This is a genomic window from Bacillus sp. 16GRE42 (assembly GCF_019837435.1).
Classification (GTDB): Bacteria; Bacillota; Bacilli; order Bacillales; family Bacillaceae_G; genus Bacillus_A; species Bacillus_A wiedmannii.
The window spans coordinates 1,521,223-1,544,180 of record NZ_JADAXF010000001.1 but is presented as its reverse complement, the minus strand read 5'-3'; the positions used below and the strand labels follow the sequence as shown (position 1 = coordinate 1,544,180).

General features: G+C 34.5%; 22 protein-coding genes and 1 riboswitch. Of the genes, 13 read left to right on the top strand and 9 right to left on the bottom strand.

Annotated elements, in window-relative coordinates; all coding sequences use genetic code 11:
* Nucleotides 1–6: 6 nt before the first annotated feature.
* Entirely contained in the window at nucleotides 7–732 is a 726-nt protein-coding gene (locus ILS93_RS07880; RefSeq protein ID WP_000567976.1) for an AAA family ATPase, read from the bottom strand.
* Between the two features lie 215 nt (nucleotides 733–947).
* On the opposite strand from ILS93_RS07880, the gene ILS93_RS07875 reads away from it, so the two are divergent.
* Both ILS93_RS07875 and ILS93_RS07870 read left to right on the top strand, forming a co-directional pair.
* Nucleotides 948–1,676 carry a DUF4184 family protein gene (locus ILS93_RS07875; protein ID WP_222660285.1) on the top strand — a complete coding sequence of 243 codons (729 nt, stop codon included), beginning with the start codon at nucleotides 948–950 and terminating at the stop codon, nucleotides 1,674–1,676.
* A 36-nt stretch (nucleotides 1,677–1,712) separates the two neighbouring features.
* Nucleotides 1,713–2,477 (top strand): hypothetical protein, encoded by a 765-nt coding sequence (locus ILS93_RS07870; RefSeq protein WP_064474916.1) that lies wholly within the window; start codon nucleotides 1,713–1,715, stop codon nucleotides 2,475–2,477.
* Nucleotides 2,478–2,522: 45 nt separating this feature from the next.
* Here ILS93_RS07870 and ILS93_RS07865 read toward each other — a convergent pair whose 3' ends face one another.
* On the bottom strand, nucleotides 2,523–2,954 hold the full coding sequence (locus ILS93_RS07865) for a DUF3997 domain-containing protein (protein ID WP_088047231.1): 432 nt from the start codon (nucleotides 2,952–2,954) through the stop codon (nucleotides 2,523–2,525).
* 131 nt (nucleotides 2,955–3,085) lie between these two features.
* On the opposite strand from ILS93_RS07865, the gene ILS93_RS07860 reads away from it, so the two are divergent.
* From ILS93_RS07860 to ILS93_RS07850, 3 genes are all read left to right on the top strand, one after another.
* Nucleotides 3,086–3,541, top strand: a complete 456-nt coding sequence (locus ILS93_RS07860; protein WP_000769076.1) for an RDD family protein — start codon at nucleotides 3,086–3,088, stop codon at nucleotides 3,539–3,541.
* A gap of 181 nt (nucleotides 3,542–3,722) precedes the next feature.
* Nucleotides 3,723–3,821, top strand: coding sequence for a hypothetical protein (locus ILS93_RS07855; protein ID WP_000145657.1), 99 nt, complete (start codon nucleotides 3,723–3,725; stop codon nucleotides 3,819–3,821).
* A gap of 64 nt (nucleotides 3,822–3,885) precedes the next feature.
* A complete protein-coding gene (locus ILS93_RS07850; protein WP_064474918.1) occupies nucleotides 3,886–4,395 on the top strand; it encodes an SDR family NAD(P)-dependent oxidoreductase in 510 nt (169 codons plus the stop codon).
* A 66-nt stretch (nucleotides 4,396–4,461) separates the two neighbouring features.
* On the opposite strand, the gene ILS93_RS07845 is transcribed toward ILS93_RS07850, so the two are convergent.
* A complete protein-coding gene (locus ILS93_RS07845; protein ID WP_064474919.1) occupies nucleotides 4,462–5,562 on the bottom strand; it encodes an ABC transporter ATP-binding protein in 1,101 nt (366 codons plus the stop codon).
* Nucleotides 5,563–5,824: 262 nt separating this feature from the next.
* Here ILS93_RS07845 and malL point away from each other — a divergent pair, with 262 nt between their 5' ends.
* Entirely contained in the window at nucleotides 5,825–7,501 is a 1,677-nt protein-coding gene (gene malL / locus ILS93_RS07840; RefSeq protein WP_064474920.1) for an oligo-1,6-glucosidase, read from the top strand.
* A gap of 39 nt (nucleotides 7,502–7,540) precedes the next feature.
* Here the strand turns inward: malL and ILS93_RS07835 are convergent, their stop codons facing one another.
* Nucleotides 7,541–9,301 (bottom strand): alpha-glycosidase, encoded by a 1,761-nt coding sequence (locus tag ILS93_RS07835; protein ID WP_064474921.1) that lies wholly within the window; start codon nucleotides 9,299–9,301, stop codon nucleotides 7,541–7,543.
* 323 nt (nucleotides 9,302–9,624) lie between these two features.
* On the opposite strand from ILS93_RS07835, the gene ILS93_RS07830 reads away from it, so the two are divergent.
* From ILS93_RS07830 to malR, 4 genes are all read left to right on the top strand, one after another.
* A complete protein-coding gene (locus tag ILS93_RS07830) occupies nucleotides 9,625–10,884 on the top strand; it encodes an extracellular solute-binding protein (RefSeq protein WP_088047234.1) in 1,260 nt (419 codons plus the stop codon).
* Between the two features lie 64 nt (nucleotides 10,885–10,948).
* Complete coding sequence (gene malC, locus ILS93_RS07825) at nucleotides 10,949–12,250, top strand: maltosaccharide ABC transporter permease MalC (RefSeq protein ID WP_001194989.1); 1,302 nt, start codon at nucleotides 10,949–10,951, stop codon at nucleotides 12,248–12,250.
* Entirely contained in the window at nucleotides 12,251–13,093 is an 843-nt protein-coding gene (malD, locus tag ILS93_RS07820) for a maltosaccharide ABC transporter permease MalD (protein ID WP_064474923.1), read from the top strand. It abuts the gene before it with no gap.
* Between the two features lie 283 nt (nucleotides 13,094–13,376).
* Nucleotides 13,377–14,399, top strand: a complete 1,023-nt coding sequence (gene malR / locus ILS93_RS07815; protein WP_064474924.1) for a maltose operon transcriptional repressor MalR — start codon at nucleotides 13,377–13,379, stop codon at nucleotides 14,397–14,399.
* Between the two features lie 13 nt (nucleotides 14,400–14,412).
* Here malR and ILS93_RS07810 read toward each other — a convergent pair whose 3' ends face one another.
* Nucleotides 14,413–15,576: an aminotransferase A gene (locus tag ILS93_RS07810; protein ID WP_000434595.1), complete on the bottom strand. Its 1,164-nt coding sequence runs from the start codon at nucleotides 15,574–15,576 to the stop codon at nucleotides 14,413–14,415.
* A 123-nt stretch (nucleotides 15,577–15,699) separates the two neighbouring features.
* Nucleotides 15,700–15,900 (bottom strand): hypothetical protein, encoded by a 201-nt coding sequence (locus ILS93_RS07805; protein ID WP_000929285.1) that lies wholly within the window; start codon nucleotides 15,898–15,900, stop codon nucleotides 15,700–15,702.
* A gap of 309 nt (nucleotides 15,901–16,209) precedes the next feature.
* On the opposite strand from ILS93_RS07805, the gene kinB reads away from it, so the two are divergent.
* Nucleotides 16,210–17,484: a sporulation sensor histidine kinase KinB gene (gene kinB / locus ILS93_RS07800; protein WP_000420381.1), complete on the top strand. Its 1,275-nt coding sequence runs from the start codon at nucleotides 16,210–16,212 to the stop codon at nucleotides 17,482–17,484.
* 38 nt (nucleotides 17,485–17,522) lie between these two features.
* On the opposite strand, the gene ILS93_RS07795 is transcribed toward kinB, so the two are convergent.
* Nucleotides 17,523–18,272 (bottom strand): DUF3967 domain-containing protein, encoded by a 750-nt coding sequence (locus ILS93_RS07795; protein ID WP_064474926.1) that lies wholly within the window; start codon nucleotides 18,270–18,272, stop codon nucleotides 17,523–17,525.
* A gap of 237 nt (nucleotides 18,273–18,509) precedes the next feature.
* Here ILS93_RS07795 and nucA point away from each other — a divergent pair, with 237 nt between their 5' ends.
* On the top strand, nucleotides 18,510–18,944 hold the full coding sequence (gene nucA / locus ILS93_RS07790) for a DNA-entry nuclease (protein WP_064474927.1): 435 nt from the start codon (nucleotides 18,510–18,512) through the stop codon (nucleotides 18,942–18,944).
* A gap of 36 nt (nucleotides 18,945–18,980) precedes the next feature.
* Nucleotides 18,981–19,370: a competence protein ComJ gene (comJ, locus tag ILS93_RS07785; RefSeq protein ID WP_098103105.1), complete on the top strand. Its 390-nt coding sequence runs from the start codon at nucleotides 18,981–18,983 to the stop codon at nucleotides 19,368–19,370.
* A 37-nt stretch (nucleotides 19,371–19,407) separates the two neighbouring features.
* On the opposite strand, the gene metE is transcribed toward comJ, so the two are convergent.
* Nucleotides 19,408–21,696: a 5-methyltetrahydropteroyltriglutamate--homocysteine S-methyltransferase gene (gene metE / locus ILS93_RS07780; RefSeq protein ID WP_222660283.1), complete on the bottom strand. Its 2,289-nt coding sequence runs from the start codon at nucleotides 21,694–21,696 to the stop codon at nucleotides 19,408–19,410.
* Between the two features lie 128 nt (nucleotides 21,697–21,824).
* Nucleotides 21,825–22,013: riboswitch (cobalamin riboswitch) on the bottom strand.
* Between the two features lie 350 nt (nucleotides 22,014–22,363).
* Nucleotides 22,364–22,921, bottom strand: a complete 558-nt coding sequence (locus ILS93_RS07775) for a PadR family transcriptional regulator (protein WP_064474931.1) — start codon at nucleotides 22,919–22,921, stop codon at nucleotides 22,364–22,366.
* Nucleotides 22,922–22,958: the final 37 nt, after the last annotated feature.

Sequence of the window (22,958 nt, the reverse complement as noted above, 5' to 3'; positions counted from 1 at the left end):
TTTTTATTAAGAATCAAATAAATGATGAAATAATCGATCACGATTTTCAAAGAAAAGTTTTGTCGTTTGGTAATGCTCGGTTTCTTCTAATGTGGATTCATGAATCCCTTCTTGTGTTAAAGAATATATAGTGGATTCAGGATAAGCCATTAAAATAGGAGAGTGCGTCGCGATAACAAATTGTGAACCTTGTTCCGCTAGTTCGTGCATTCGAATAAGCATGGAAAGTTGCCTCATTGGTGATAGAGCGGCCTCAGGCTCATCTAAAATGTATAAACCTTGTCCTGAAAAACGATTCATAAATAAGGAGAAAAATGATTCACCATGGGATTGCTCATGAAGTGAAACACCTCCATAAGATTTTATAGCATCTATTTCATCAATATAAGAAGCAACATTATAAAATGATTCAGCGCGAAGAAAGAAACCATCGTTTGGTGTATTGAAACTTTTCGAAATTCGAAGGTATTCATGTAAAGATGAATGTGAATCGTTTGTGCTAAAGCGGAAATTCTTCGTTCCACCTTCTGCATTAAATCCTAAAGCGATTGCAATTGCTTCGAGTAATGTTGATTTTCCCGTTCCGTTTTCTCCAATAATGAATGTTACATTTGGGTGGAAGGCAAGTGATTGTAAAGTTCGGATAGCGGGTAGACAGTAAGGATATGCGGAAAAACTAGGGATATTTTCTTTTTTTAATGTGACATTTTTTAAAAAGGGTACATCAATCAATATATAAACCTCAATTCATAACGGATTTTGATTGTAACAAAACAGTAAATACAAGTGTTAATGACACGTGAACCTCTCCTTATTTTCTGAATATTTTATGTGGATTATAACATGTAAACTATCATATTCCAATGTGAAAATAAATATTGCATCAAGATCAATTCTCTCGTTATGATAGATGGTATTCTATTGAAGATATGAAAAGGAGTTCAAACATGCCGTTTACATTTGCGCATCCAGCAGCAGTCCTTCCTTTTGTGAAAAAGCAGTCCAAATATATTTCAGTAACGGCTCTTATATTAGGGAGTATGGCGCCTGATTTTGAATATTTTTTACACTTTAGACCGTATGGTGTCATTGGCCATACATGGCTTGGGTTCTTATATTTAAATTTACCGCTTGTATTTCTACTCGCATGCATATATCATCACATTTTAAAAAAGCCGTTTATAACACATTTACCTAAACCATTTGCTGGATACTATACATATGTAGTAGATGAGAGGTGGGGGCTTCATACATGGAAGGATTTCTTTGTATTTTGCTATTCTGCTTTATTCGGTATGCTCACGCATGTCGTTTGGGATGCGTTTACTCATAAGACAGGCTACTTCGTTATGGAAATACCATTGTTACAAAGGGAATTACATAGTATCCCGGTGTATAAATATATGCAACACGGGAGTACATGTGTTGGTTTCTTATTACTATTATACGTATTATGGAAGTATAAAGATGAAACAGGGAAAGATATTATGATAGCTTCAGAAAAAAGGAAGTATTGGGTTTCGGCAATCATTGTGGCAGCTCTAGTATTTATCGTTCACGCGTTTGTAAATCCCTATTTTCATATTTTCCAAATAGGGGGTATAATAGTATCTGGACTGACAAGTTCGTTTTGTGGGCTTTTCATTGTTTCTATAGTCTACAAAGCAAAGGACTAATTTATATTAATGAATGATAGTGTTAGGAGAAATTATATGATGAAAGCATGGAAAAATATTTTTGTTTTATGTAGTTTTCTTCTTATGTTAAGTGGTTGCTTCCATCAAGAAGAAAAGAAAGTTGAACCGAAGAAGAAAGAATCTATTCCTGAAACAAAAGAATATGGTGGGCGTGAGCTGAAAAAAGTAGGACAAAAAGTGAAAGAAACAGGGTGGGGTACTTTTAAGTTAGAACAGATTCAATCTGTAAATCAAACATTTGAAGTAGCACCAATGAAAATTCACATACAAGATGTAAAAGTAATCTCTTTATCGCAGATGAGTAAAGATGCAAAAAATACATTAAAAGTATTTACGGCATTAACTCCTGAAGAAGTAAAGCGTAGATTAGGAGATAAAGTAAGCCAAGAAGATGCGGAGTTATATGCATCGATAAGTGGTACAGAGATTAGTGATACGATTCGTTACCTTGAAATTACATATAAGGTGGAAAATAGCGGAAATAAAAATATGCAATTTTTCTCTATGAATGATGTTACGATTAATGATAAGCAACATTTTAAAGTAGCAACTCAAAACTTTTTATATGATGAAGATACGCTCGTTGGTACAAAAAATGTATCAAGGGAAGACTATAAGCCTGGTGAAACAAGAGATGGTATTATCGGCTTAATACTTGATGATGGAAAAGAAAAGGTAAAGGATATTAAGTTTACAACAGATAATGTAGTCGCAGCAGATACAGAAACGCAAGATGTTGTAAAAGAGGCACAAACTTTTAATATCTCACTTTCTGAGTAAGGTGTTTTAAAAATATGTAAGAAAAAACAGTCAGCGCTTAAACTATTATGCTGACTGTTTTTTCTGTTCTTTTATGTATGAATCTACACTTTGAAAAGGTACCTTAATTTTAAACGCATCTTTTTGTTCATTAAATTGCTTTTCATTATAAGGGCCAAAACGTTTATTATGCTTTACGTCAATAATCCAATAATGCTCACTTTTTTTATTTGCAATTGCTCCGTCAGGGTTATTCGGATCTGACTTTTCCTCAATTTGTTTTGCAATAATGTATTTATCATCCCAAGCTATGTCTGTAATTTTTGCAGGAATGTATTGTGTGGCATATACAGCATCTTGTGATGGGAAAAGTTCAAATGCATTTCCAGAAGTACGTATGAGTTCGTATTCATCGTTAATCGTATAAGTTATATGATTTGTATTTCCAGCACAACCGGCTAATAGGAATGCGACGAATAGGATTATCCATTTTTTCAATATGGGAACCTCCTTTACAATGCTGTTGTAACACATTGTACAAGAAAAGTAAGAGAAACGCTAGTTTACAATGTTTTTTAGAAGTGGTACGATGAGACGGGTAAAGAAGGATATGAAGGAGTCGACATAAAATGAAGTTAAAGATGCATCGTCCAGCGCTTGTAATGAATCGCATAGGTGCTTCCCTAATTGACATGTTTTTAATCTCGGTTATGTATGGTGCAGTAGTAGCTATTATGACCGGAAATTATAGTGCTATTTTTAATCGCTTTAATATTAGTTTTGGTGATTATAGATATGATCTCGCAGTAGTTTTTATATTAATGGCGATATATTTTATTTTGGTACCCTTTATTTGGAACGGTGTTACACTTGGTAAAAAGGTAACGAGAATAAAATTAATTTCATTGAAGAGTGAAAAGTTAACATTACAAACATTAATTATAAGGTTTTTTGTATTGTTATTACCGAACATATTGCTACTTGGAATTCCGATATTATGTAACGTATATATGATGTTATTCCGCAAAGATAATTGTGGTTTTCAAGATTTAATTACAAAAACAAAAGTGATAAGTCTTGTATAATAAAACAGAGACCTTTTTATACATAAAATAAGAAGGTCTTTTTTTATTATATAAATATATTTTAAAGGATATATAATAAGAAAAAGTTAATCCATATCATTTTTGGTTTTAATAGATTGAAAATTAAGAAAATGTTATAATGATTAAAATAATATCTTTATATAATAAGGGGGAAATTGAAATGACTGGGGGTAGCGTAATCTTTTGGGGGATTTTAATTTTCATCGGTTTAGTTTTCGATCAGCGTAATAGTAAGAAAAAAGAAGGAGTAAAAAAGTAATCGCTTACAAATTAATAAGCAACTTTTCTTGCTTGCAGACTAATCTCATAAAGGAGTATACTGAATGACGGTAAGACTTATAGAAGGGGTAATGAAAATGAAGCTTGCAGGAAAAGTTGCTATCGTAACTGGCGGTGGCATCGGTATTGGACGTAATACAGCTCTTTTGTTGGCTAAACAAGGCGCAAAAGTAATTGTGACGGACATTGATCAAGAAAGTGGACAAGCAACAGTGGAGGAAATTACGAATCTAGGCGGAGAAGCACTTTTTGTAACCTATGATATGGGAAAGCAAGGAGATTGGCAACGCGTTATCAGTATTACTTTGAATGCATTTAGTCGCATTGATATGCTTTTTCAAAATGCTGGTTTATATAAAATAGATTCTATTTTTTCTCGCCAACAAGAGAACGATTCCAATGTACTTTGTATTAATGACGTTTGGATAGAGATAAAACAATTAACGTCATCTTTTATGAAACAGCAAGAAGAAGTGGTGCTGAGTGACTTACCGATTTTCGGTATTATTGGCACGAAAGGACAATCATTTCATACAGTAGAAGCCCTCGTATAATAATGAAAACCGCCCTCAAAGTATGTGGACGGTTTTTTTGTATGTTATACAGGGAGAAATTATTTTTTAACGAATACGTTGTTCAGTTTGACTATCAAAGAAATGCGCTTTATTCATATCAAATGCTAGTTTAATTTGATCTCCAGGTGAAAATGTATGTCTTGCATCAACACGTGCTGCAAAATCTTGATCTCCAAGTTTCATATATAAAATAGATTCAGCACCTAGTAACTCAGCAACTTCGATTTTTGTTGTGAAGGCAGTAGATTGTGAAGCTTCTAAAAATAATAGTTCATCATGAATGTCTTCAGGGCGAATGCCTAAAACAATTTCCTTATTTACATAGCCTTGTTCACGTAACATCTTCATTTTTCCTTCAGTTACTTTAACTTTTAATGAATTATCTATAACGAAATCGGTTTCAGTTAATTTACCACGGAAGAAATTCATTGCTGGTGAGCCAATAAATCCACCAACGAAAATATTTTCAGGTGTTTCATATACTTCTTTTGGAGTTCCGATTTGTTGAATCTTTCCGTCTTTCATAACAACGAGACGTGAAGCCATTGTCATTGCTTCTGTTTGATCATGTGTTACGTAAATTGTTGTCGTTCCAAGACGGTGATGTAATTTAGAAATTTCTGAGCGCATTGCAACACGTAATTTAGCGTCTAAGTTGGATAAAGGCTCATCCATTAAGAAAACTTTCGCGTCTCGAACAATTGCTCTACCTAACGCAACACGTTGACGTTGTCCACCAGATAATGCTTTCGGTTTTCTATCTAAATATTGTTCCAGTCCTAAAATTTTTGCTGCATTTTTCACACGACGATCGATTTCATCTTTTGGTATTTTTCTAAGTTTTAATCCAAATGCCATATTATCATACACACTCATATGTGGATATAAAGCATAGTTTTGGAAGACCATTGCGATATCGCGATCTTTTGGAGGGACATCATTCATTAGCTTACCATCAATTGAAAACTCTCCTTTTGAAATATCTTCCAGCCCAGCCACCATTCGTAATGTTGTAGATTTTCCGCATCCAGAAGGACCGACAAATACGATAAACTCTTTATCTTGAATGTGTAAATTAAAATCTGTTACAGCTGTTACGTTATTATCATATATTTTATAAATGTTTTCTAATTTCAATTCTGCCATGGTATTGCCCCCTAGAAAAATTATGCAAACGTTTTCTTTGAGTTTATTATAAACTAATAGATTCAAAAAATAAACAAAAAAATAAAACGTTTTCATTTATTAGAAGAATAGTAGTAATTTTCGTATGTTTTCTTAGAAAAATAAGAATAAAAAGTTGTAAGCGCTATTTTAAATTAAGATAGAATCTGTTATCATTCATTAATGAAAACGTTTGCGCCTTAAAAAAGAGAAAATCGAATTATTAATGAAATGGGGTAGCATAATGGAAAAACAGTGGTGGAAAGAAAGTGTAGTATATCAAATTTATCCTCGTAGCTTTATGGATAGTAACGGTGATGGTATTGGGGATCTTCGTGGAATTATTTCAAAGCTAGATTACTTAAAAGAATTAGGGATTGATGTCATTTGGTTATCTCCGGTCTATGAATCTCCAAATGATGATAATGGTTATGATATAAGTGATTATTGTAAAATTATGAATGAGTTCGGAACAATGGAAGATTGGGATGAGCTATTACATGAAATGCATGAACGTAATATGAAACTTATGATGGACTTAGTTGTTAACCATACTTCTGATGAACATAATTGGTTTATTGAATCACGTAAATCAAAAGATAATAAATATAGAGATTACTATATATGGCGTCCTGGAAAAGAAGGGAAAGAGCCGAACAACTGGGGAGCAGCTTTTAGTGGATCTGCATGGAAGTATGATGAAATGACAGATGAATATTATTTACATTTGTTTTCTAAAAAACAGCCGGATTTAAATTGGGATAATGAAAAGGTAAGACAAGATGTTTATGAAATGATGAAGTTTTGGTTAGAAAAAGGAATTGATGGCTTCCGTATGGATGTTATTAATTTTATTTCTAAAGAAGAGGGATTACCAGCTGTTGAAACGGAAGAAGAGGGGTATGTTTCAGGTCATAAGCATTTTATGAACGGTCCAAACATTCATAAATATTTACATGAAATGAATGAAGAAGTATTGTCTCATTATGATATTATGACGGTTGGTGAAATGCCTGGTGTAACGACAGAAGAAGCGAAAATGTATACTGGAGAAGAACGAAAAGAACTGCAGATGGTATTCCAATTTGAACATATGGATTTAGATTCGGGAGAAGGCGGAAAATGGGATGTAAAACCATGTTCACTCCTTACTTTAAAAGAGAATTTAACGAAGTGGCAAAAAGCATTAGAGCATACAGGGTGGAATAGCCTGTATTGGAATAACCATGATCAGCCACGCGTTGTATCTCGTTTTGGTAATGATGGAATGTATCGCATTAAATCTGCGAAAATGTTAGCGACGGTGCTTCATATGATGAAAGGAACACCATATATTTATCAAGGAGAAGAAATCGGAATGACGAACGTTCGATTTGAATCGATTGATGAATATCGAGATATTGAAACATTAAATATGTATAAGGAAAAAGTGATAGAGCACGGTGAAGATATAGATAAAGTGATGCAGTCTATTTATATAAAAGGGCGAGATAATGCTAGAACACCGATGCAGTGGGATGATAAAGATCATGCCGGATTCACAACAGGTGAGCCTTGGATTACGGTAAACCCTAACTACAAAGAAATCAATGTGAAACAAGCGATCCAAAATAAAGATTCAATTTTTTATTACTATAAAAAATTAATTGACCTACGCAAAAATAATGAAATAGTTGTGTACGGATCATATGATTTAATATTAGATAATAATCCTTCTATTTTTGCATACGTAAGAACATATGAAGAAGAAAAACTTCTTGTTATTGCAAACTTTACGGCGGAAGAAAGTGTATTTGAATTGCCTGAGGACGTTATTTATAGTGAATCAGAGTTATTCATACACAATTACGACGTAGAGAGTGGATCGATAGATAACATGACATTACGTCCATATGAAGCGATGGTATTTAAATTAAAATAAAAAAATCCTTATGCCACACCTTGGCATAAGGATTTTTTATTACCATGTTAAGATTGAGAATCCATATGGAGGAAGTGTAACCTGTAATACACTTGCTTCCGCTGAAAATTCTTCGTTTGTATAAATGTTAATGATTTTCTTTCCAGTAACATGGAGAGGGAGTGAAGCTGTAACATCACTATTAGTCGGATTTAAAACGAAAAAGATAGTTTCATCTTCATATGTTTTCGTATAAGAAATATAATTATGTTCATCATTTGCTTCGATGAATTGGAAAGTACCATGTCCTCCAAATGCTTTATATTGCTTTCGTAATGAAATTAATGTTTGTATATGTGTAAATAATAGATGATCTTGTTCTTTCATATCCCAAACCATACATTTGCGACAATCTGGGTCCATACCGCCGTCCATACCAATTTCGTCTCCATAATAAATACAAGGAGAGCCGATGAAAGAAAGATGGAATACATAAAGTAACTGTAACTTATTTTTATCTCCGTTACATGTTGTCAATATTCTTGGTGTATCATGGCTGTCTAATAAATGAAACGCTGCTTCATTTATATTCATAGAGTAGGAATGGAGAGATTCTGTAATTTGTTTCATAAATTCATTTGCTTTAATGGAATCATTAGCAAAGTAAGACAGCAGAGCGTTTGTAACAGGATAGCTCATTACAGCATCAAATTGATCTCCTTGTAGCCATGGAAGTGCATCGTGCCAAATTTCTCCTAAAATATATACTTCAGGATTTAATGCTTTTATCTCGCTTCGGAATTCTCTCCAAAAGCTGTGGTCGACTTCATTTGCTACATCAAGGCGCCAACCGTCTATATTAAATTCTCTTACCCAATAACGCCCAACTTCAAGTAAGTATTCTTTTACATCTGGGTGTGCTGTATTTAATTTAGGCATATACGGTGTAAACGCGAAAGTATCATAATTCGGAAGTGGCTCAGTTATAATTGGAAATTCATGAATATGGAACCACTCTTTATAAGCAGACTTCTCGCCGTTTTCTAGTACGTCTTGGAATTTATCGAAAAAGTATCCACTATGATTAAACACGGCATCGAGCATTATTTTTATACCGTGTGTATGACATGCTTGAACGAGTTCTTTGAACGTTTCTTTCGTCCCGAATTGCGGGTCGATTTCCATGTAGTCAATTGTGTCATATTTATGGTTGGAATGTGCTTTGAAAATAGGTGTGAAGTATATTCCTGAAATTCCAAGCTTAACAAGGTAATCGAGGTTTTGAATAATACCAGCAAAATCTCCGCCGAAAAAATTAGTTGGAGTTGGCTCAGCGCTTCCCCAAGGAAGAGTGTTTTCTGGATTTAGTGCACGATCTCCATTAGCGAACCGTTCTGGGAAAATTTGATACCAAACGGTGTCTTTAATCCAAGAAGGTGCTTGAAATACATCATTTGCATGAATAAATGGCAAACAGAAAAAGTTACCAACGTCATCATTTGGAATAGTGGAAAAAAATCCTCGCTCTGCATAAATAAGCGTTTCTATATCATTTTTTAATTCGAATCCATAACGTAAGCGCTTAAATTTAGGCTCGATGGAAATGGACCAATAATCAAACAATGCAGTAGAACCAGTTTTTTTCATCGCTGTACTTGATGTAATCCATTTCCCTTCTTTCCATTCATAAGGATCACCGTAAATAAGAGTGGCGCTTTGAACATCTTCTCTTTTAGTACGTATTCGGATGTGAATCGTTTTTTCATCGTAAGCGTATGCGTAATTATCTTTTGGCCTATGATAAATAGCTTCTTTAAGCATATAGAAAAGCCCCCTTTAATATCTCCATGCATATTGTTCCCTTAAGTATAATAATAAAGTATATGTTGCAAACGATTGCTTTTTGCATAGCTTTAATATTGCTTATAAGAGTAGTATTCATTTCATATAAAGTCAATGTATAAAGAGTGTAGTAATAATATTTTAAAATTAATATTTGCAAAATGAATAAAAGAATGTATAATGATAGACAAATAGCGCAAACGTTTTCATAGATTGAGATGTTGTTTGCGCTTCTATTAAACTATTTAATGCAAACGTTTTCAATTATTAGGGTACATATACAATTTAGGGAGGTTTTTGGGATGAAGAAAGCATTATCATTATTAACGGTTTCGGCATTATCAATTGGTATGTTATCTGCATGTGGACCGAAAGATTCAGGGAAAAAAGAAGAAAGTAAAGCGAAGAAAGATTACGATCTTCTCGTTTGGGAAGATGATAAAAAAGGTGTTGGTTTAGAACCAGCAGTGAAGAGTTTTGAGGAAAAATATAAAGTAAAAGTAAAAGTCGTTGAAATGCAAATGACAGATCAAGTGAAGAAGTTACGCCTTGATGGACCAGCGGGGACGGGACCAGATGTTGTAACATTACCACATGATCAAATTGGAAACGCAGTAACAGAAGGTTTACTTTCTGAAGTGAAAGCTGATGATACTGTAAAGAGTAGATTTACTGAATCATCGATAGAAGCACAGAAATATAACGGAAAATTATATGGTTTACCAAAAGCAATTGAGACACCAGTCTTTATTTACAATAAAAAATTAATGCCAAAAGCGCCAGAAACGATGGACGAGCTGTTTAACTTCTCAAAAGAATTTACGAAGGATGGCAAATACGGATTTTTAACACTAGGAGATAACTTCTACTTTGCTAATGCATTTATGGCAGGTATGGGTGGTTATGTATTTGGTGAAAAAGATGGAAAGCCAAATGCAAGTGATGTTGGATTAAATAATAGCGGAGCGGTACAAGGTGCTGAATATCTTCAAAAATGGTACAAAGAAAAGTTATTCCCGAAAGGTATTATCGGTGAATCTGGTGGACCTGCTGCTGATGGACTATTTAACGAAGGAAAAGCAGCATCTATTATGAACGGCCCATGGGCGTTCCAAGCAATGGAAAAGAACGGAATTGATTATGGTGTTGCTCCAATGCCGAAATTACCAAATGGTCAACCGATGAAAACATTTGTAGGGGTTAAAGGATGGCATGTAACAAGTTTCTCTAAGCAAAATGATTTAGCTACAAAGTTTACTGAATGGATAACAAATGAAGAAAACGCAAAAATTCGATTTGAGAAAACAAAAGAAATTCCTCCAGTAAAATCAGTAATGGAAGATCCAATTATTAAAGATAATGAAGCTGCAAAAGCAGTTGCAACGCAATCTGAAAATGGAATTCCAATGCCAAACATTCCGGAAATGCAAGAAGTATGGAAACCAGCTGGAGATGCGCTTCAATTAGTTGTTACGGAAAAAGAGGCACCAAAAGCAGCACTTGACAATGCAGTGAAGCAAATTAAAGGTAATATTGAGGCAAATCATAGTAAGAAAAAATAAGGTGAAATTCGTGCCTCTCATATGAGGGGCACGAATTCTCTCCCAGAAAAAAGGGGGAAGGAACATGCAAACATCTATGGAACCAGCAAACGGTTTAAACGGTTCAAAGCATAGGAAAATGGCAACCATGTTATCTATCATTCCAGGCGTGGGCCAAATGTATAATAAGCAATTTGTAAAAGGTCTTATTTTTCTAGTATTAACAGGTTCATTTATTGTAGCCTTTGCTGATTTATTAAATATGGGATTATGGGGAATTGTAACGCTTGGTACAGAAGTTCCACGTGACCATTCTGTCTTTCTATTAGTAGAAGGAATCTTGGCACTTATCGTCATCGTGTTTGGACTCGGAATATATGCATTTAATTTATATGATGCATACCAAAATGGGAAGAAACGTGATATAGGAACACCGTTAAACTCTGTAAAAGAGCAATACCGTAATTTACTAGATCAAGGTTTTCCATATTTAATGGTTTCACCAGGTTTTCTATTACTTATCTTTGTAGTTGTATTTCCAATCATCTTCGTAATTTTAATTGGATTTACGAACTATGATTTATATCATTCTCCTCCAGCTAAATTAGTAGATTGGGTAGGATTTAAAAACTTTATTGATATCTTTACATTACCGATGTGGAGAGAGACATTTTTAAGTGTATTTTCTTGGACTGTCATTTGGACATTCGTTGCAACGACATTACAAGTTGCGCTTGGTATTTTCTTAGCGATTATCGTAAATCAGCCTGGTATTAAAGGGAAGGCAATTATTCGAACAATCTTCATTTTACCATGGGCAGTTCCAGCATTCGTATCTATTCTTGTTTTCTCTGGTATGTTTAATGAAACATTTGGAGCAATTAACAATCAAGTATTGGCTTTATTCGGAATTGAAAAGATTGCTTGGATGACAGATCCATTTTGGGCGAAGATTGCTTTAATTATGATTCAAACGTGGCTTGGATTCCCATTTGTCTTTGCAATGACGACAGGTATACTGCAATCGATTCCGGGAGAATTATATGAAGCAGCTACAGTAGATGGAGCTACAGCTTGGCAACAGTTTCGTAAAATTACATTGCCACTTGTTCTATATGCAACAGCACCAATATTAATTACGCAATATACGTTTAACTTTAATAACTTTAGTATCATCTATCTATTTAACGGCGGAGGTCCTGCTGTAGCTGGACAAGACGCAGGTGGAACAGATATTTTAATTTCATGGATTTATAAGTTAACGATGACTTCGGCGCAGTACGGGAAAGCAGCAGCTCTTACAATGATATTATCGTTAATCGTTATTACAGTTGCGTTATGGCAATTTAAGAGAACAAAATCATTCCAAGAAGAGGATATGATGTAAATGAATATTAAAAAACAAAAGATGTTACGTCTCTCATTAAGTTATTTCGTTATTTTCGTAATGTGTGCCATCATTTTCTATCCATTATTATGGATTATTGGCTCATCGTTTAATCCAGGTGATAGTTTATCCGGATCAAGTATTATTCCACAAAATGCAACGTTAGATCATTATCGTAAGTTATTAGATTTAGAGAATAGTAATTATTTACTATGGTATAAAAACACGTTAAAAGTAAGTGTTATAACGATGATTTTCTCAGTGTTAGCAATTAGTTTTACTGCTTATGCATTTTCGAGATACCGTTTTGTTGGAAGGAAAAATGGTTTATTAACGTTTTTAATTCTGCAAATGATTCCGAACTTTGCGGCGCTAATCGCTCTATACGTATTAGCACAGTTAACAGGGTTAATCGATACGCACCTTGCATTAATTTTAATTTACGTAGGCGGGGCAATTCCAATGAATACATGGCTTATGAAAGGATATTTTGATACGATTCCGAAAGAATTGGATGAGTCAGCTCGTATGGATGGGGCAGGACATTTCCGTATTTTTTGGCAAATCATTATGCCACTTGCAAAGCCAATCGTAGCGGTTGTGGCATTATTCACTTTCATTGGTCCATTTACAGATTTCATTTTAGCGAGTGTTATTTTGCGCACACCAGAAAATTATACGTTAGCAGTTGGGTTATATGAAATGGTAGCGAAGAAATTTGGTAATGAATTTACAACGTTCGCAGCGGGTTCAGTATTGATTGCAATCCCAATTTCAATTTTATTCCTATCACTACAAAAATACTTTATCTCTGGTTTAACTGCTGGAGGTACGAAAGGATGAAAAATGGGACGTTACGTCCCATTTTTCTTTTCATCTCCCTATAAAAAAATTTATAGGGAGATGAAAAGAGATTTGACATCACATATGCAAAGAAGTGAAATAAATAGTATATTATAGTATAGGAAAAAAGAGCTATATCCCTTACAATACATGGAGAGGGAGAATATGATAGGTATTACAAGATAGAATCAATGAAAGTTTATGACTTCTCCTATTACTTGCAACGGGTGCAAGATTAAAATATATAACAAAATGGCAGAGAAGTGAGAGGAGGGGGATTTTTATGACAGTTACAATTAAAGATGTGGCGAAGAAGGCAAATGTAGCACCATCTACCGTTTCTCGTGTAATTGCTGATAATCCAAGTATAAGTGAAAAAACAAAGCGTCGTGTTCGGAAAGTAATGAGTGAACTAGGGTATCATCCCAATTTAAACGCAAGAAATCTAGCTAACCAAACAACAAAAACACTTGGTCTTGTTATGCCAAGTTCTGCAAGTAAAGCTTTTCAAAATCCGTTTTTCCCAGAAGTTATAAGAGGGATTAGTTCATTTGCACATGTGGAAGGGTATGCGCTTTATATGTCGACAGGTGAAACGGAAGATGAAATTTTTAATGGTGTTGTAAAGATGGTACAGGGGCGCCAAATTGGTGGCATTATTCTTTTATATTCAAGAGAGAATGATCGGATTATTCAATATTTGCATAAACAAAATTTCCCGTTTGTTTTAATTGGGAAACCGTATGATCGAAAAGATGAAATTACATATGTAGATAATGATAATTATACAGCTGCAAGAGAAGTAGCAGAATATTTGATTTCATTAGGTCATAAACAAATCGCGTTCATCGGCGGTGGATCAGATTTACTTGTAACGAGAGATCGTTTGGCTGGTATGAGTGATGCTTTAAAATTAGCGGACATTGTATTACCAAAAGAGTATATTTTACATTTTGATTTTTCGAGGGAAAGTGGTCAACAAGCCGTTGAGGAGTTAATGGGACTACAGCAACCACCGACAGCAATTGTGGCAACGGATGATTTAATTGGACTTGGTGTGTTAAGTGCTCTTTCTAAAAAAGGATTCGTTGTACCAAAGGATGTTTCCATTATAAGCTTTAACAATGCTTTATTATCAGAAATTGCGAGTCCGCCACTTTCGACAGTTGATGTGAATATTTATCAACTAGGATATGAGGCAGCAAAAGCTTTAGTGGATAAAATAGAGAATGCGGAGTCTACTGCAAAGTGTATTATTATTCCTCATAAATTACTAAAGCGCCAAACTTGCGATCATTATGCATAAAAAAGCTAAGAGTTTAACTCTTAGCTTTTTGTTGTAGAAAGGCCTCTAATCGATCACAGCCTTCTTTTAAAGTTTCAATACTATACGCATAGGACAAGCGAAGATAGCCTTCACCATATTCAGAAAATGCAGTTCCAGGAACGACAGCTAGTCCAGCTTCTTTGACAAGGTCAAGTGCAAAATCAAATGATGAAGAAGTTAAATGACCAACATATGGGAATAAGTAAAATGCACCTGTTGGCTTTTCAACTGTTAAGCCCATTTGAATGAGTCGATTATATACGTAATCACGACGTTTTTTGTATTGATGACGCATCATTTTTGGTGCATCTTTAGCAGCTGTTAATGCTTCAATTGCAGCATACTGAGCGATTGAAGTAGCACACGTTACGTTGTATTGATGAACTTTTAGTATATGTCCTGCTAAATAGCTTGGTGCGAACAATAGACCGATACGCCAGCCAGTCATAGAATGAGATTTTGATAAACCGTTAATGACGATAGTCTTTTCACGCATTTCTGGGAAATGAGCGATAGATGTATGCTTTTGTTCATATACAAGTTCGCTATAAATTTCATCAGAAAGGACGAAAATATTTTTATCTTTTAAAACAGTTACAATATCCTGTAATTCTTCTTTTGATAAAGTTACACCAGTTGGATTAGAAGGATACGGCAGTACGACGCATCTTGTTTTTTCTGTAATAGCATTTTCTAGCGCTTCGGCTGTTAAACGGAAGCCAGTTTCACGAACATCGATAAAAATAGGTGTAGCACCGCATAATCGAATAATTGGTTCGTATCCTGGATAAATAGGAGCAGGTAAAATAACTTCTGTTCCTGGCTCTAAAATCGTTCGGAATGCAATATCAATTGCTTCACTGGCACCGATTGTAACGATGGTTTCGTTTTCAGGCGAATACTGTAAATCGTAGTTATCTTTTACAAAGTTACAAGCAGCCTTGCGTAATTCTAGTAAACCGGCGTTATGTGTATAGCTTGTATAATTTTCTGTAATAGCCCGTTTTGCCGCTTCTTTTACGAGAGAAGGCGTAGGGAAATCGGGTTGACCAATTGTTAAAGAGATAAGATTATCATAGTTTTGAATCATGTTAGAGAATTGACGGATTCCAGAAATTTGGATGTCCTTCACTCTAGGGTTAATGAATTGTTCCATTGTATCTCCCTTTCTTCCGTTTGAAAATTAAGTTCATTTTAACATATTTTCTATGATTTCGCTTGCGTATATGTTATGTAGAAAGAGAGCGATAATAGAAAAAAAGCCGCTGTAAGCGACTTTTTAATATCCGTACTCCCAATCTATTTCATCTTCATTCCAAAGTACAGAGGATACTTTGCCAAGGTGAACAACTGATTCATTCACAGCACATGTGCAATTTTCTTCTCCGGTTTTATGCTGTAACTCTTCATATACTGATTTTTCAACATTTTCTAGAACAACCAAATTCTCTTCTTTTAAAACAAGCGTAGTACCCGCCATATTTATCTTCCTCCTACTAAAATAATGATCACTTATTTGTAAACATAGATAGTATGGATTATATGCTGTATTTTGCTATAGTTGTCCGTCTCATGAAGTATTTTTTATTTTCTTTGTAATCCGTATTCATTGTATACTGCCCGACGGAAATTTGGTACAGGGTTTACATTCATTTCGAAAATCTGTAACAATTATTATGTGTTGTTAACAAAGAATTAACAAATATGTTAAGAAAAATCAAAATTTTAAAACAAATAAACCCGTAAAATGATATAATCATATCAAAATACATATAGGGGATGAGAGGCTATGGAGCTGATCCGTGATTTAATGATCCAAATTGCCATCATTATTTTGCCACTATTTTTATATGAAGCGATTCGTTTAAATCGTTATCAAGAAATGCCTCCGAAGCCGAACCGCTACTTTATTATGTTTTTATCCAGCATTACACTCGTTCTCTCCATGACATACTCTATTTGTTTTGGTGACATTTGTGGGTATAACTTTCACCCAATCCCGATTGTTAGTGGTTTTTTATATGGTGGGATTGTTGGTTTAATCCCGGCCGTTATTTTTGTTGCATATGAATGGGCGCTAAAGGGAATGAGCCTTCTTCCAGTCATAGAAGTAATATTTCTATTGATAGTTCCATTATTTTTATCAAAGAAATGGTCTCTATTTTCAAGGGATAAGAAGCTAATTTTAGCATTTATGATTTCATCACTATACGTACTTGTTTCTTTAGTGATTGGCATGATTAACGTTCTGTTAGAAACGGGGTTTACACCACATATTTCACACTTATATAGCGGATATATATTTGCTTCGCTTATTATGGTTATGACTATGGTATTTCAAGTGTACTTAACAGAATATTTAAACGAAAATGCAATATTACGTACAGAGATGCAAAAGTCAGAAAAGCTTAATATTGTAAGTGAGTTGGCAGCAAGTGTTGCACATGAGGTTCGAAATCCACTCACTGTTGTTCGTGGTTTTATTCAATTGTTAGAAAGTACGGAAGATGTGAAAAATAAGGATTATATGCGTCTCGTATTAGCCGAATTGGATCGGGCAGAACAAATTATTTCAGATTATTTGAATTTAGCAAGGCCACAAATTGAGAAAAAAGAACACATTTGCTTATCCGCTCAATTAATAGAAATGACAACTCTTATGTCATCATTTGCAGCGATGCAAGGTGTATATTTGCAAGTTGAGATTTCTGAAAGTCTTTATACGATCGGTGATAAGACGAAACTGAAGCAAGCTATTATGAATGTTGTTAAAAATGGTATTGAAGCAATCCAAGGAAATAAAGGATATTTAAAAGTAACGGCTATGCAAAAAGATGAAACGATAGTAATAAGAGTTAAAGATAGTGGTGTTGGAATGACGAAAGAACAGTTAGTAAGACTGGGACAACCGTATTATTCTTTAAAAGAAAAAGGGACAGGATTAGGACTTATGGTAACATTTAGTATTTTACAAGCGCATAATGGTACGCTGGAATATAAAAGCGAAAGTGGGAAAGGAACTGAAGCGATTATTATATTGCCAGCTGTAAGAAATAAGGAATAAAAGTTACCGATGGAAGGTAACTTTTTATTTTATATTGTTTATTCATTTGTTTTTTCTTGTTTTGCTCGGCTAAATAAACTTTTAAATGATTGCAAGAATCCTTGCTCTTTTGATGCAGCAACCATTCTTTTTGTTTCTTGAATTTCGCGAATTACTTGCATAAGTTGTGCATCCCGATTGCTGTCTTTATTATAAATTTGATTTACGAGTTTATTCATTTTTTCCTCTTGCTTAGATTCGCGTTTATACATATGATTCATTAATAAGTCCATCTTTTCTTTTTGCAGGGCATCTGTTTGAGCGGCATGATCCACTAACTCTTGTAGCATTTTTTCTTGAGAGCCTTCTTTTACATAAACTTGTTGCATCAATTCATCTAGCTTTTCATCTTTTAAACGATTTTGGGTAATAAGGGTAGAATTTTGATGAATAATTGCTTCATTTAATTGAGCGAGCATTTCAAGTTTTAACATGAACTCCTCAAAGTTACGCCCATCTTCTTTTTCTTTCGTTTGTATCTCTTGCTTATCTTGTATAGCGGGTACAGGCGGGTCCTCTTTTTCTTTTAAAATAATAGGTATCGTTTCTGAAATGTCTTCTTGCAATGTAGCAGCTCTTTCATGTATAGATTTCAATAGTTTTAAATCATCCAGTTTATAAATGCGAGCATCAGCTGTTTTGGAAATGATATAACCATGATCCTCTAACAGTTGACTATATTTGCGAACTATATGTTTTGGGATGCCTGTTTTATTCGTGACATCTTTCGTTTTATAGGTAGCTTCCATAATATTTCCTCCCCAAAAAGTATCGTATATATCATTTCAATCTTTTATGAGGACTTCCTTTGAAAAAGAATGTCGGAAGGTTATTAGTTTTCTACAGCATTAGTGAAAAGATGAAGGAAAATGAGAGTTTTTTGGCGGAATGGCGAAGAAGAGCTAAAATAATGTCTGAAAACATATACAGGAGAAGTTTGTTATAATAACGGAGGCAAAGAAACTGGTAGAATCATGGAGGTATACATGAAGCAATTAAAAGGTATTATCATTTCAATTATTGCAATTCTTTCTATTGTAGTAGCGGTGTATGAAGTACTTGTTCCAGAGGAAACAAGTATCAAAAAAACGAATACGTATGATCAAGTTCTAGAATTTCCGAAAGAGCGATATCCAGAGACAGGGAAACATATTACGGATGCTATAAAAGAAGGACATTCAGAAGTTTGTACAATCGATCGTAGTGGTGCTGCGGATAGAAGGAAATTATCGTTAGCTCCATATCCATCAAAAAAAGGGTATGATCGTGATGAATGGCCAATGGCGATGTGTAAAGAAGGTGGAAAAGGAGCACATATTGAATATATAAGTCCAGCAGATAACCGCGGAGCAGGGTCTTGGGTAGGAAATAAGTTGGACAAATACCCAGATGGTACGCGTGTGAAATTTGACGTAAAGTAGTAGTTGCATATTTCATAATGAAGGAGAATGGGAACGATGGAGTTAACAATTTCTTATTCGCAATTAATGTTGATGAACTATGACGGTGATCAGCCTTACGTTGACTGGACGGATGAAGATTTTGAAAGAGGTTATGCGAAGGCGGATGGAACTGTTATTTTTGAAGCACTCTCTGATTATACTTGTGAAGTGAAAGTGACTTGCGGGAAGCATATTGAGAAAGAAGAAGCGATTAGAACGGTTACAGTTCCTTTTACAGTTGAAAATGGATGTATCGTTGTAACAAGTATTCTTTCAAATAAATTTCAAATTCCTATTGCGAATGGTGAGTATACAGTTGTATTACAGGCAACTCCTCTTGAAGAACCAACGGATGATGAATTATATAAAATACAATACGAATTCTTTTTTGAAAGTAAAGAATAAAAAATGGGTTATCCTCAATAAGGATAACCCATTTTCGTTATGCGTTTGTTTTTAGCAGGGAGCGAGCATCTTTTGCTGCTTGCACCATGTGCTCTAAAGCTGGAATAACTTCTTCTGTTCTTCTCGTTTTTAAACCACAATCAGGATTAATCCAGAAATATTTAGGATCGCATACTTCTAAAGATTGTTCTACGATTTTATACATTTCATCTTTACTCGGTACACGTGGGCTATGAATATCATATACACCTAGACCGATGCCTTTTTCATATGTTGTATGTTTTAATGTATCAATAAATTCACCGTGACTTCTTGATGTTTCGATAGAAATCACATCTGCATCTAATGCGCGAATCGCATCAACAATATCTTCGAAGTTACTGTAACACATATGAGTATGAATTTGTGTTTCATTTGCTACAGAAGAAGTTGCTAAAAGGAAGGATTGAACTGCCCATGTAATATAAGTGTCCCAATCTTTTTCTTTTAGTGGCATTCCTTCACGAAGTGCTGGCTCATCGACTTGGATTACTCGAATTCCGGAAGATTCAAGTAGTTCAATTTCGTGACGAAGAGCTAATGCAATTTGATACGAAACTTCTTTTCTTGGAATGTCATTTCGAACGAAGGACCAATTTAAAATTGTAACAGGTCCAGTTAACATTCCTTTTACAACTTTCTCTGTTAAGCTTTGTGCATAAACAGTTTCCTTAATAGTCATTCCGTTAATAAAGGCTACATCACCATAAATAACAGGTGGTTTTACGCAGCGAGAACCGTATGATTGTACCCAACCGTTTTTAGTGAATGAGAAACCAGCAAGACGCTCACCGAAATATTCGACCATGTCAGTTCTTTCAAACTCACCATGTACAAGGACATCAAGACCAATTTCTTCTTGGTAACGAATCCATTTTTCTGTCTCTTTTTCAATAAATTTTTCATATTGTTCATTTGAAATAACACCGTTACGCCATTCTTTTCGCGTTTGACGAACTTCAGTTGTTTGCGGGAAGCTACCGATAGTTGTTGTTGGTAACAATGGTAACTCTAGGGCAACTTGTTGTAATTCGTATCGCTTTTCAAATGGAAGAGGACGTGAGAAATCTTCTTCTTTTAGTGCTGTTCGTGCTGCTTTGACATCTTCACGGTTACGTACAGCAGATGAACGAATTGTATGATGTACATTTCGATATGTTTCCAGCTCATTACTAATACTTTCTGTACCTTGAGTGAGAGCAGAGTGAATGAGAACTAACTCTTCTAATTTTTGATTTGCAAATGCTAACACATCGAATAGTTCAGTCGATAAGTGAATTTCTTCTGTTTTATCGATTGGTGTATGCAATAAGCTACAAGAAGGCTGAACGATGAAGTCTTTCGTTTGGACTTGTTTTTGTAACGTTGTAAATAACGTAAGAACTTCATCAAGGTCAGCTCTCCAAATGTTACGGCCATCTATACAACCGACAGCTAAAGTTTTATCAGCTGGGAATCCATATTTTGAAATAGCATGTAGATTACCTTCTTTACCATGAACGAAATCTAATCCAATACCGGATACAGGGAATGTAATAATTTCTTCATAGTTTTCTTCTACACTATCAAAATATGTTTGTAAAAGAAGGTTCGCATTTGGAACTTCTTTACGAATAGCTTCATAAATTTCTTTTGCTTGTTGAACTTCTTCTTTTGTTAAAGAAGCGAAAATCGGTTCATCAACTTGAATGACTTGTGCACCAGCTGCATGTAGTTCTGAAAGCAGTTGTACGTATGGTGCAACTAATTGTTTTAAAATCGTAGCGAATTGTTCTTGTGTATAACCTTTAGCTAATTTTAAGAAAGTATATGGTCCTAAAATAACAGGTTTTCCATCTACTCCTAATTCTTGTTTTGCCTCTTCGTATAAGCGAAGTGGACGATTATCTTTTAAAGAGATTTGTAATCCCTCTTCATATTCAGGAACGATATAATGATAGTTTGTGTTAAACCATTTTGTCATTTCAGAAGCTACGTGATCTTTAGAGCCACGCGCCATTGCGAAATATACATCAAGGTAAGATGTAAACTCAGAAAAACGTGATGGGATAAATCCTAGCATATAAGCAGTATCCAAAACGTGATCATAATATGTAAAGTCGCCAATTGGAATGAGTTCAATCCCTTTTTCTTGCTGTACTTTAACGTGTTGAAGGCGAATTTCTTTCATCGTTGTTAAAAATTGTTCTTCATCGATTTTATTGGACCAAAAAGCTTCCAATGTTTTTTTCCACTCTCTTTGTAGTCCGATACGTGGATAACCTAAGTTACTTGTTTGAATTGCCATTTTAAATTCCTCCCTAATTGAAAGTAAGCATTTCCGTTTACTAGGAAATACCTATAACAAAAAGCATAAAGGCATAGAAAATAAGCCTTCCTTTTTGTTTTAACACCTCATCATCATCCGTGAATCTATCAGTGTTGCTAAAACAGGCAGGTCTCCTGACTTATGCTTCATATAATTTCTTTCACCTTCCCGTTTTCACAGTGGCACTAAACAAGAAATCTCAGCATTTACAGTGGCGGGACCGTGTTGGAGTTTCACCAAGCTTCCCTTTTAAACACGAAACGAAATTTTCGTGTACCTATTTTCCTTTTGAAAGGAAGTTAACAAGCGATATGATATTGAAACAAATTCTAACACAATTTTTGGAATTTTGTCTACTGTTTTAAAATAAGAAAATTCTAAAGGTTTTTATTTTTATTATTCTGATTGTTCTAACTTTTATAAGAGTGAAGAGAGGTAGCGGTAATTGAAATAAAGTGCGATTAAACTTATAAAGAAGTGTGTATCTGTACAGAGATAAGATGCCAGTTATGTTATTTAACAATCGGTTCATGTTATATCAAAACCTAAACAAGTATCCCCCGTCCTAAATTAGAACGGGGGATACTTGTTTAGGTTTTAACATTAAATAACTTTATTGTCTTTTTACAGTTTCTTCTTTATAAGTTTACCTTTCATCTATATCAATTTCTGACAGTCGCCCTGCAACTGCATCTGTAAGGAGGGTGTTTAACCATTGTAATTCAACTGTAATATGTTCAATAACGCTTTGTAAAATATATAGTTGTGCACGTGGAATGTGTCCTTTGCTACAATCATAAATAGTTTGCATTTTATGTAAATATTGAACGGTATCATTTTTCTTTTTTTCTAAAATAGGAATTAACTCTTGATCATCACCAAAATGAGCGAAAGAGAGTGCTGAATAAATTGGTTTATAGATTTGATTTTTTGCCTCGAATTGTTTTAATAGTAACGTGTGAAATAACCGTTTACCTTCTTCTGTTATATGAAAGATTGTTTTATCGGGTCTATTCGTATCTCGAACAATCGTGGTAATACGAATTGCACCCTGCTTTTCTAATTGCTCGAAGGCGTAGTAAAGTGATCCTTTTGCATATTTAATATAACAATCCATTTGTCGTTCTTTCATGATGTGCTGCACTTCATATGGATGTTTATCTCCTTCGAGTAGCAAGCCGAGAATGACTAATTTCATGCTCATGCTGTCTCAACTCCTATAAATAAAAACTTTATACATA

What these genes read in the sequence shown, in the direction of transcription:
- ILS93_RS07810 (WP_000434595.1), bottom strand. Translation starts at nt 15,576, where the DNA reads ATGGAACAATTCATTAACCCTAGAGTGAAGGACATCCAAATTTCTGGA.
- malR (WP_064474924.1), top strand. Translation starts at nt 13,377, where the DNA reads ATGACAGTTACAATTAAAGATGTGGCGAAGAAGGCAAATGTAGCACCA.
- ILS93_RS07830 (WP_088047234.1), top strand. Translation starts at nt 9,625, where the DNA reads ATGAAGAAAGCATTATCATTATTAACGGTTTCGGCATTATCAATTGGT.
- malL (WP_064474920.1), top strand. Translation starts at nt 5,825, where the DNA reads ATGGAAAAACAGTGGTGGAAAGAAAGTGTAGTATATCAAATTTATCCT.
- kinB (WP_000420381.1), top strand. Translation starts at nt 16,210, where the DNA reads ATGGAGCTGATCCGTGATTTAATGATCCAAATTGCCATCATTATTTTG.
- ILS93_RS07870 (WP_064474916.1), top strand. Translation starts at nt 1,713, where the DNA reads ATGATGAAAGCATGGAAAAATATTTTTGTTTTATGTAGTTTTCTTCTT.
- ILS93_RS07845 (WP_064474919.1), bottom strand. Translation starts at nt 5,562, where the DNA reads ATGGCAGAATTGAAATTAGAAAACATTTATAAAATATATGATAATAAC.
- ILS93_RS07850 (WP_064474918.1), top strand. Translation starts at nt 3,886, where the DNA reads ATGACGGTAAGACTTATAGAAGGGGTAATGAAAATGAAGCTTGCAGGA.
- ILS93_RS07775 (WP_064474931.1), bottom strand. Translation starts at nt 22,921, where the DNA reads ATGAGCATGAAATTAGTCATTCTCGGCTTGCTACTCGAAGGAGATAAA.
- ILS93_RS07805 (WP_000929285.1), bottom strand. Translation starts at nt 15,900, where the DNA reads ATGGCGGGTACTACGCTTGTTTTAAAAGAAGAGAATTTGGTTGTTCTA.
- metE (WP_222660283.1), bottom strand. Translation starts at nt 21,696, where the DNA reads ATGGCAATTCAAACAAGTAACTTAGGTTATCCACGTATCGGACTACAA.
- ILS93_RS07875 (WP_222660285.1), top strand. Translation starts at nt 948, where the DNA reads ATGCCGTTTACATTTGCGCATCCAGCAGCAGTCCTTCCTTTTGTGAAA.
- ILS93_RS07795 (WP_064474926.1), bottom strand. Translation starts at nt 18,272, where the DNA reads ATGGAAGCTACCTATAAAACGAAAGATGTCACGAATAAAACAGGCATC.
- ILS93_RS07860 (WP_000769076.1), top strand. Translation starts at nt 3,086, where the DNA reads ATGAAGTTAAAGATGCATCGTCCAGCGCTTGTAATGAATCGCATAGGT.
- ILS93_RS07835 (WP_064474921.1), bottom strand. Translation starts at nt 9,301, where the DNA reads ATGCTTAAAGAAGCTATTTATCATAGGCCAAAAGATAATTACGCATAC.
- malD (WP_064474923.1), top strand. Translation starts at nt 12,251, where the DNA reads ATGAATATTAAAAAACAAAAGATGTTACGTCTCTCATTAAGTTATTTC.
- comJ (WP_098103105.1), top strand. Translation starts at nt 18,981, where the DNA reads ATGGAGTTAACAATTTCTTATTCGCAATTAATGTTGATGAACTATGAC.
- malC (WP_001194989.1), top strand. Translation starts at nt 10,949, where the DNA reads ATGCAAACATCTATGGAACCAGCAAACGGTTTAAACGGTTCAAAGCAT.
- ILS93_RS07855 (WP_000145657.1), top strand. Translation starts at nt 3,723, where the DNA reads ATGACTGGGGGTAGCGTAATCTTTTGGGGGATTTTAATTTTCATCGGT.
- nucA (WP_064474927.1), top strand. Translation starts at nt 18,510, where the DNA reads ATGAAGCAATTAAAAGGTATTATCATTTCAATTATTGCAATTCTTTCT.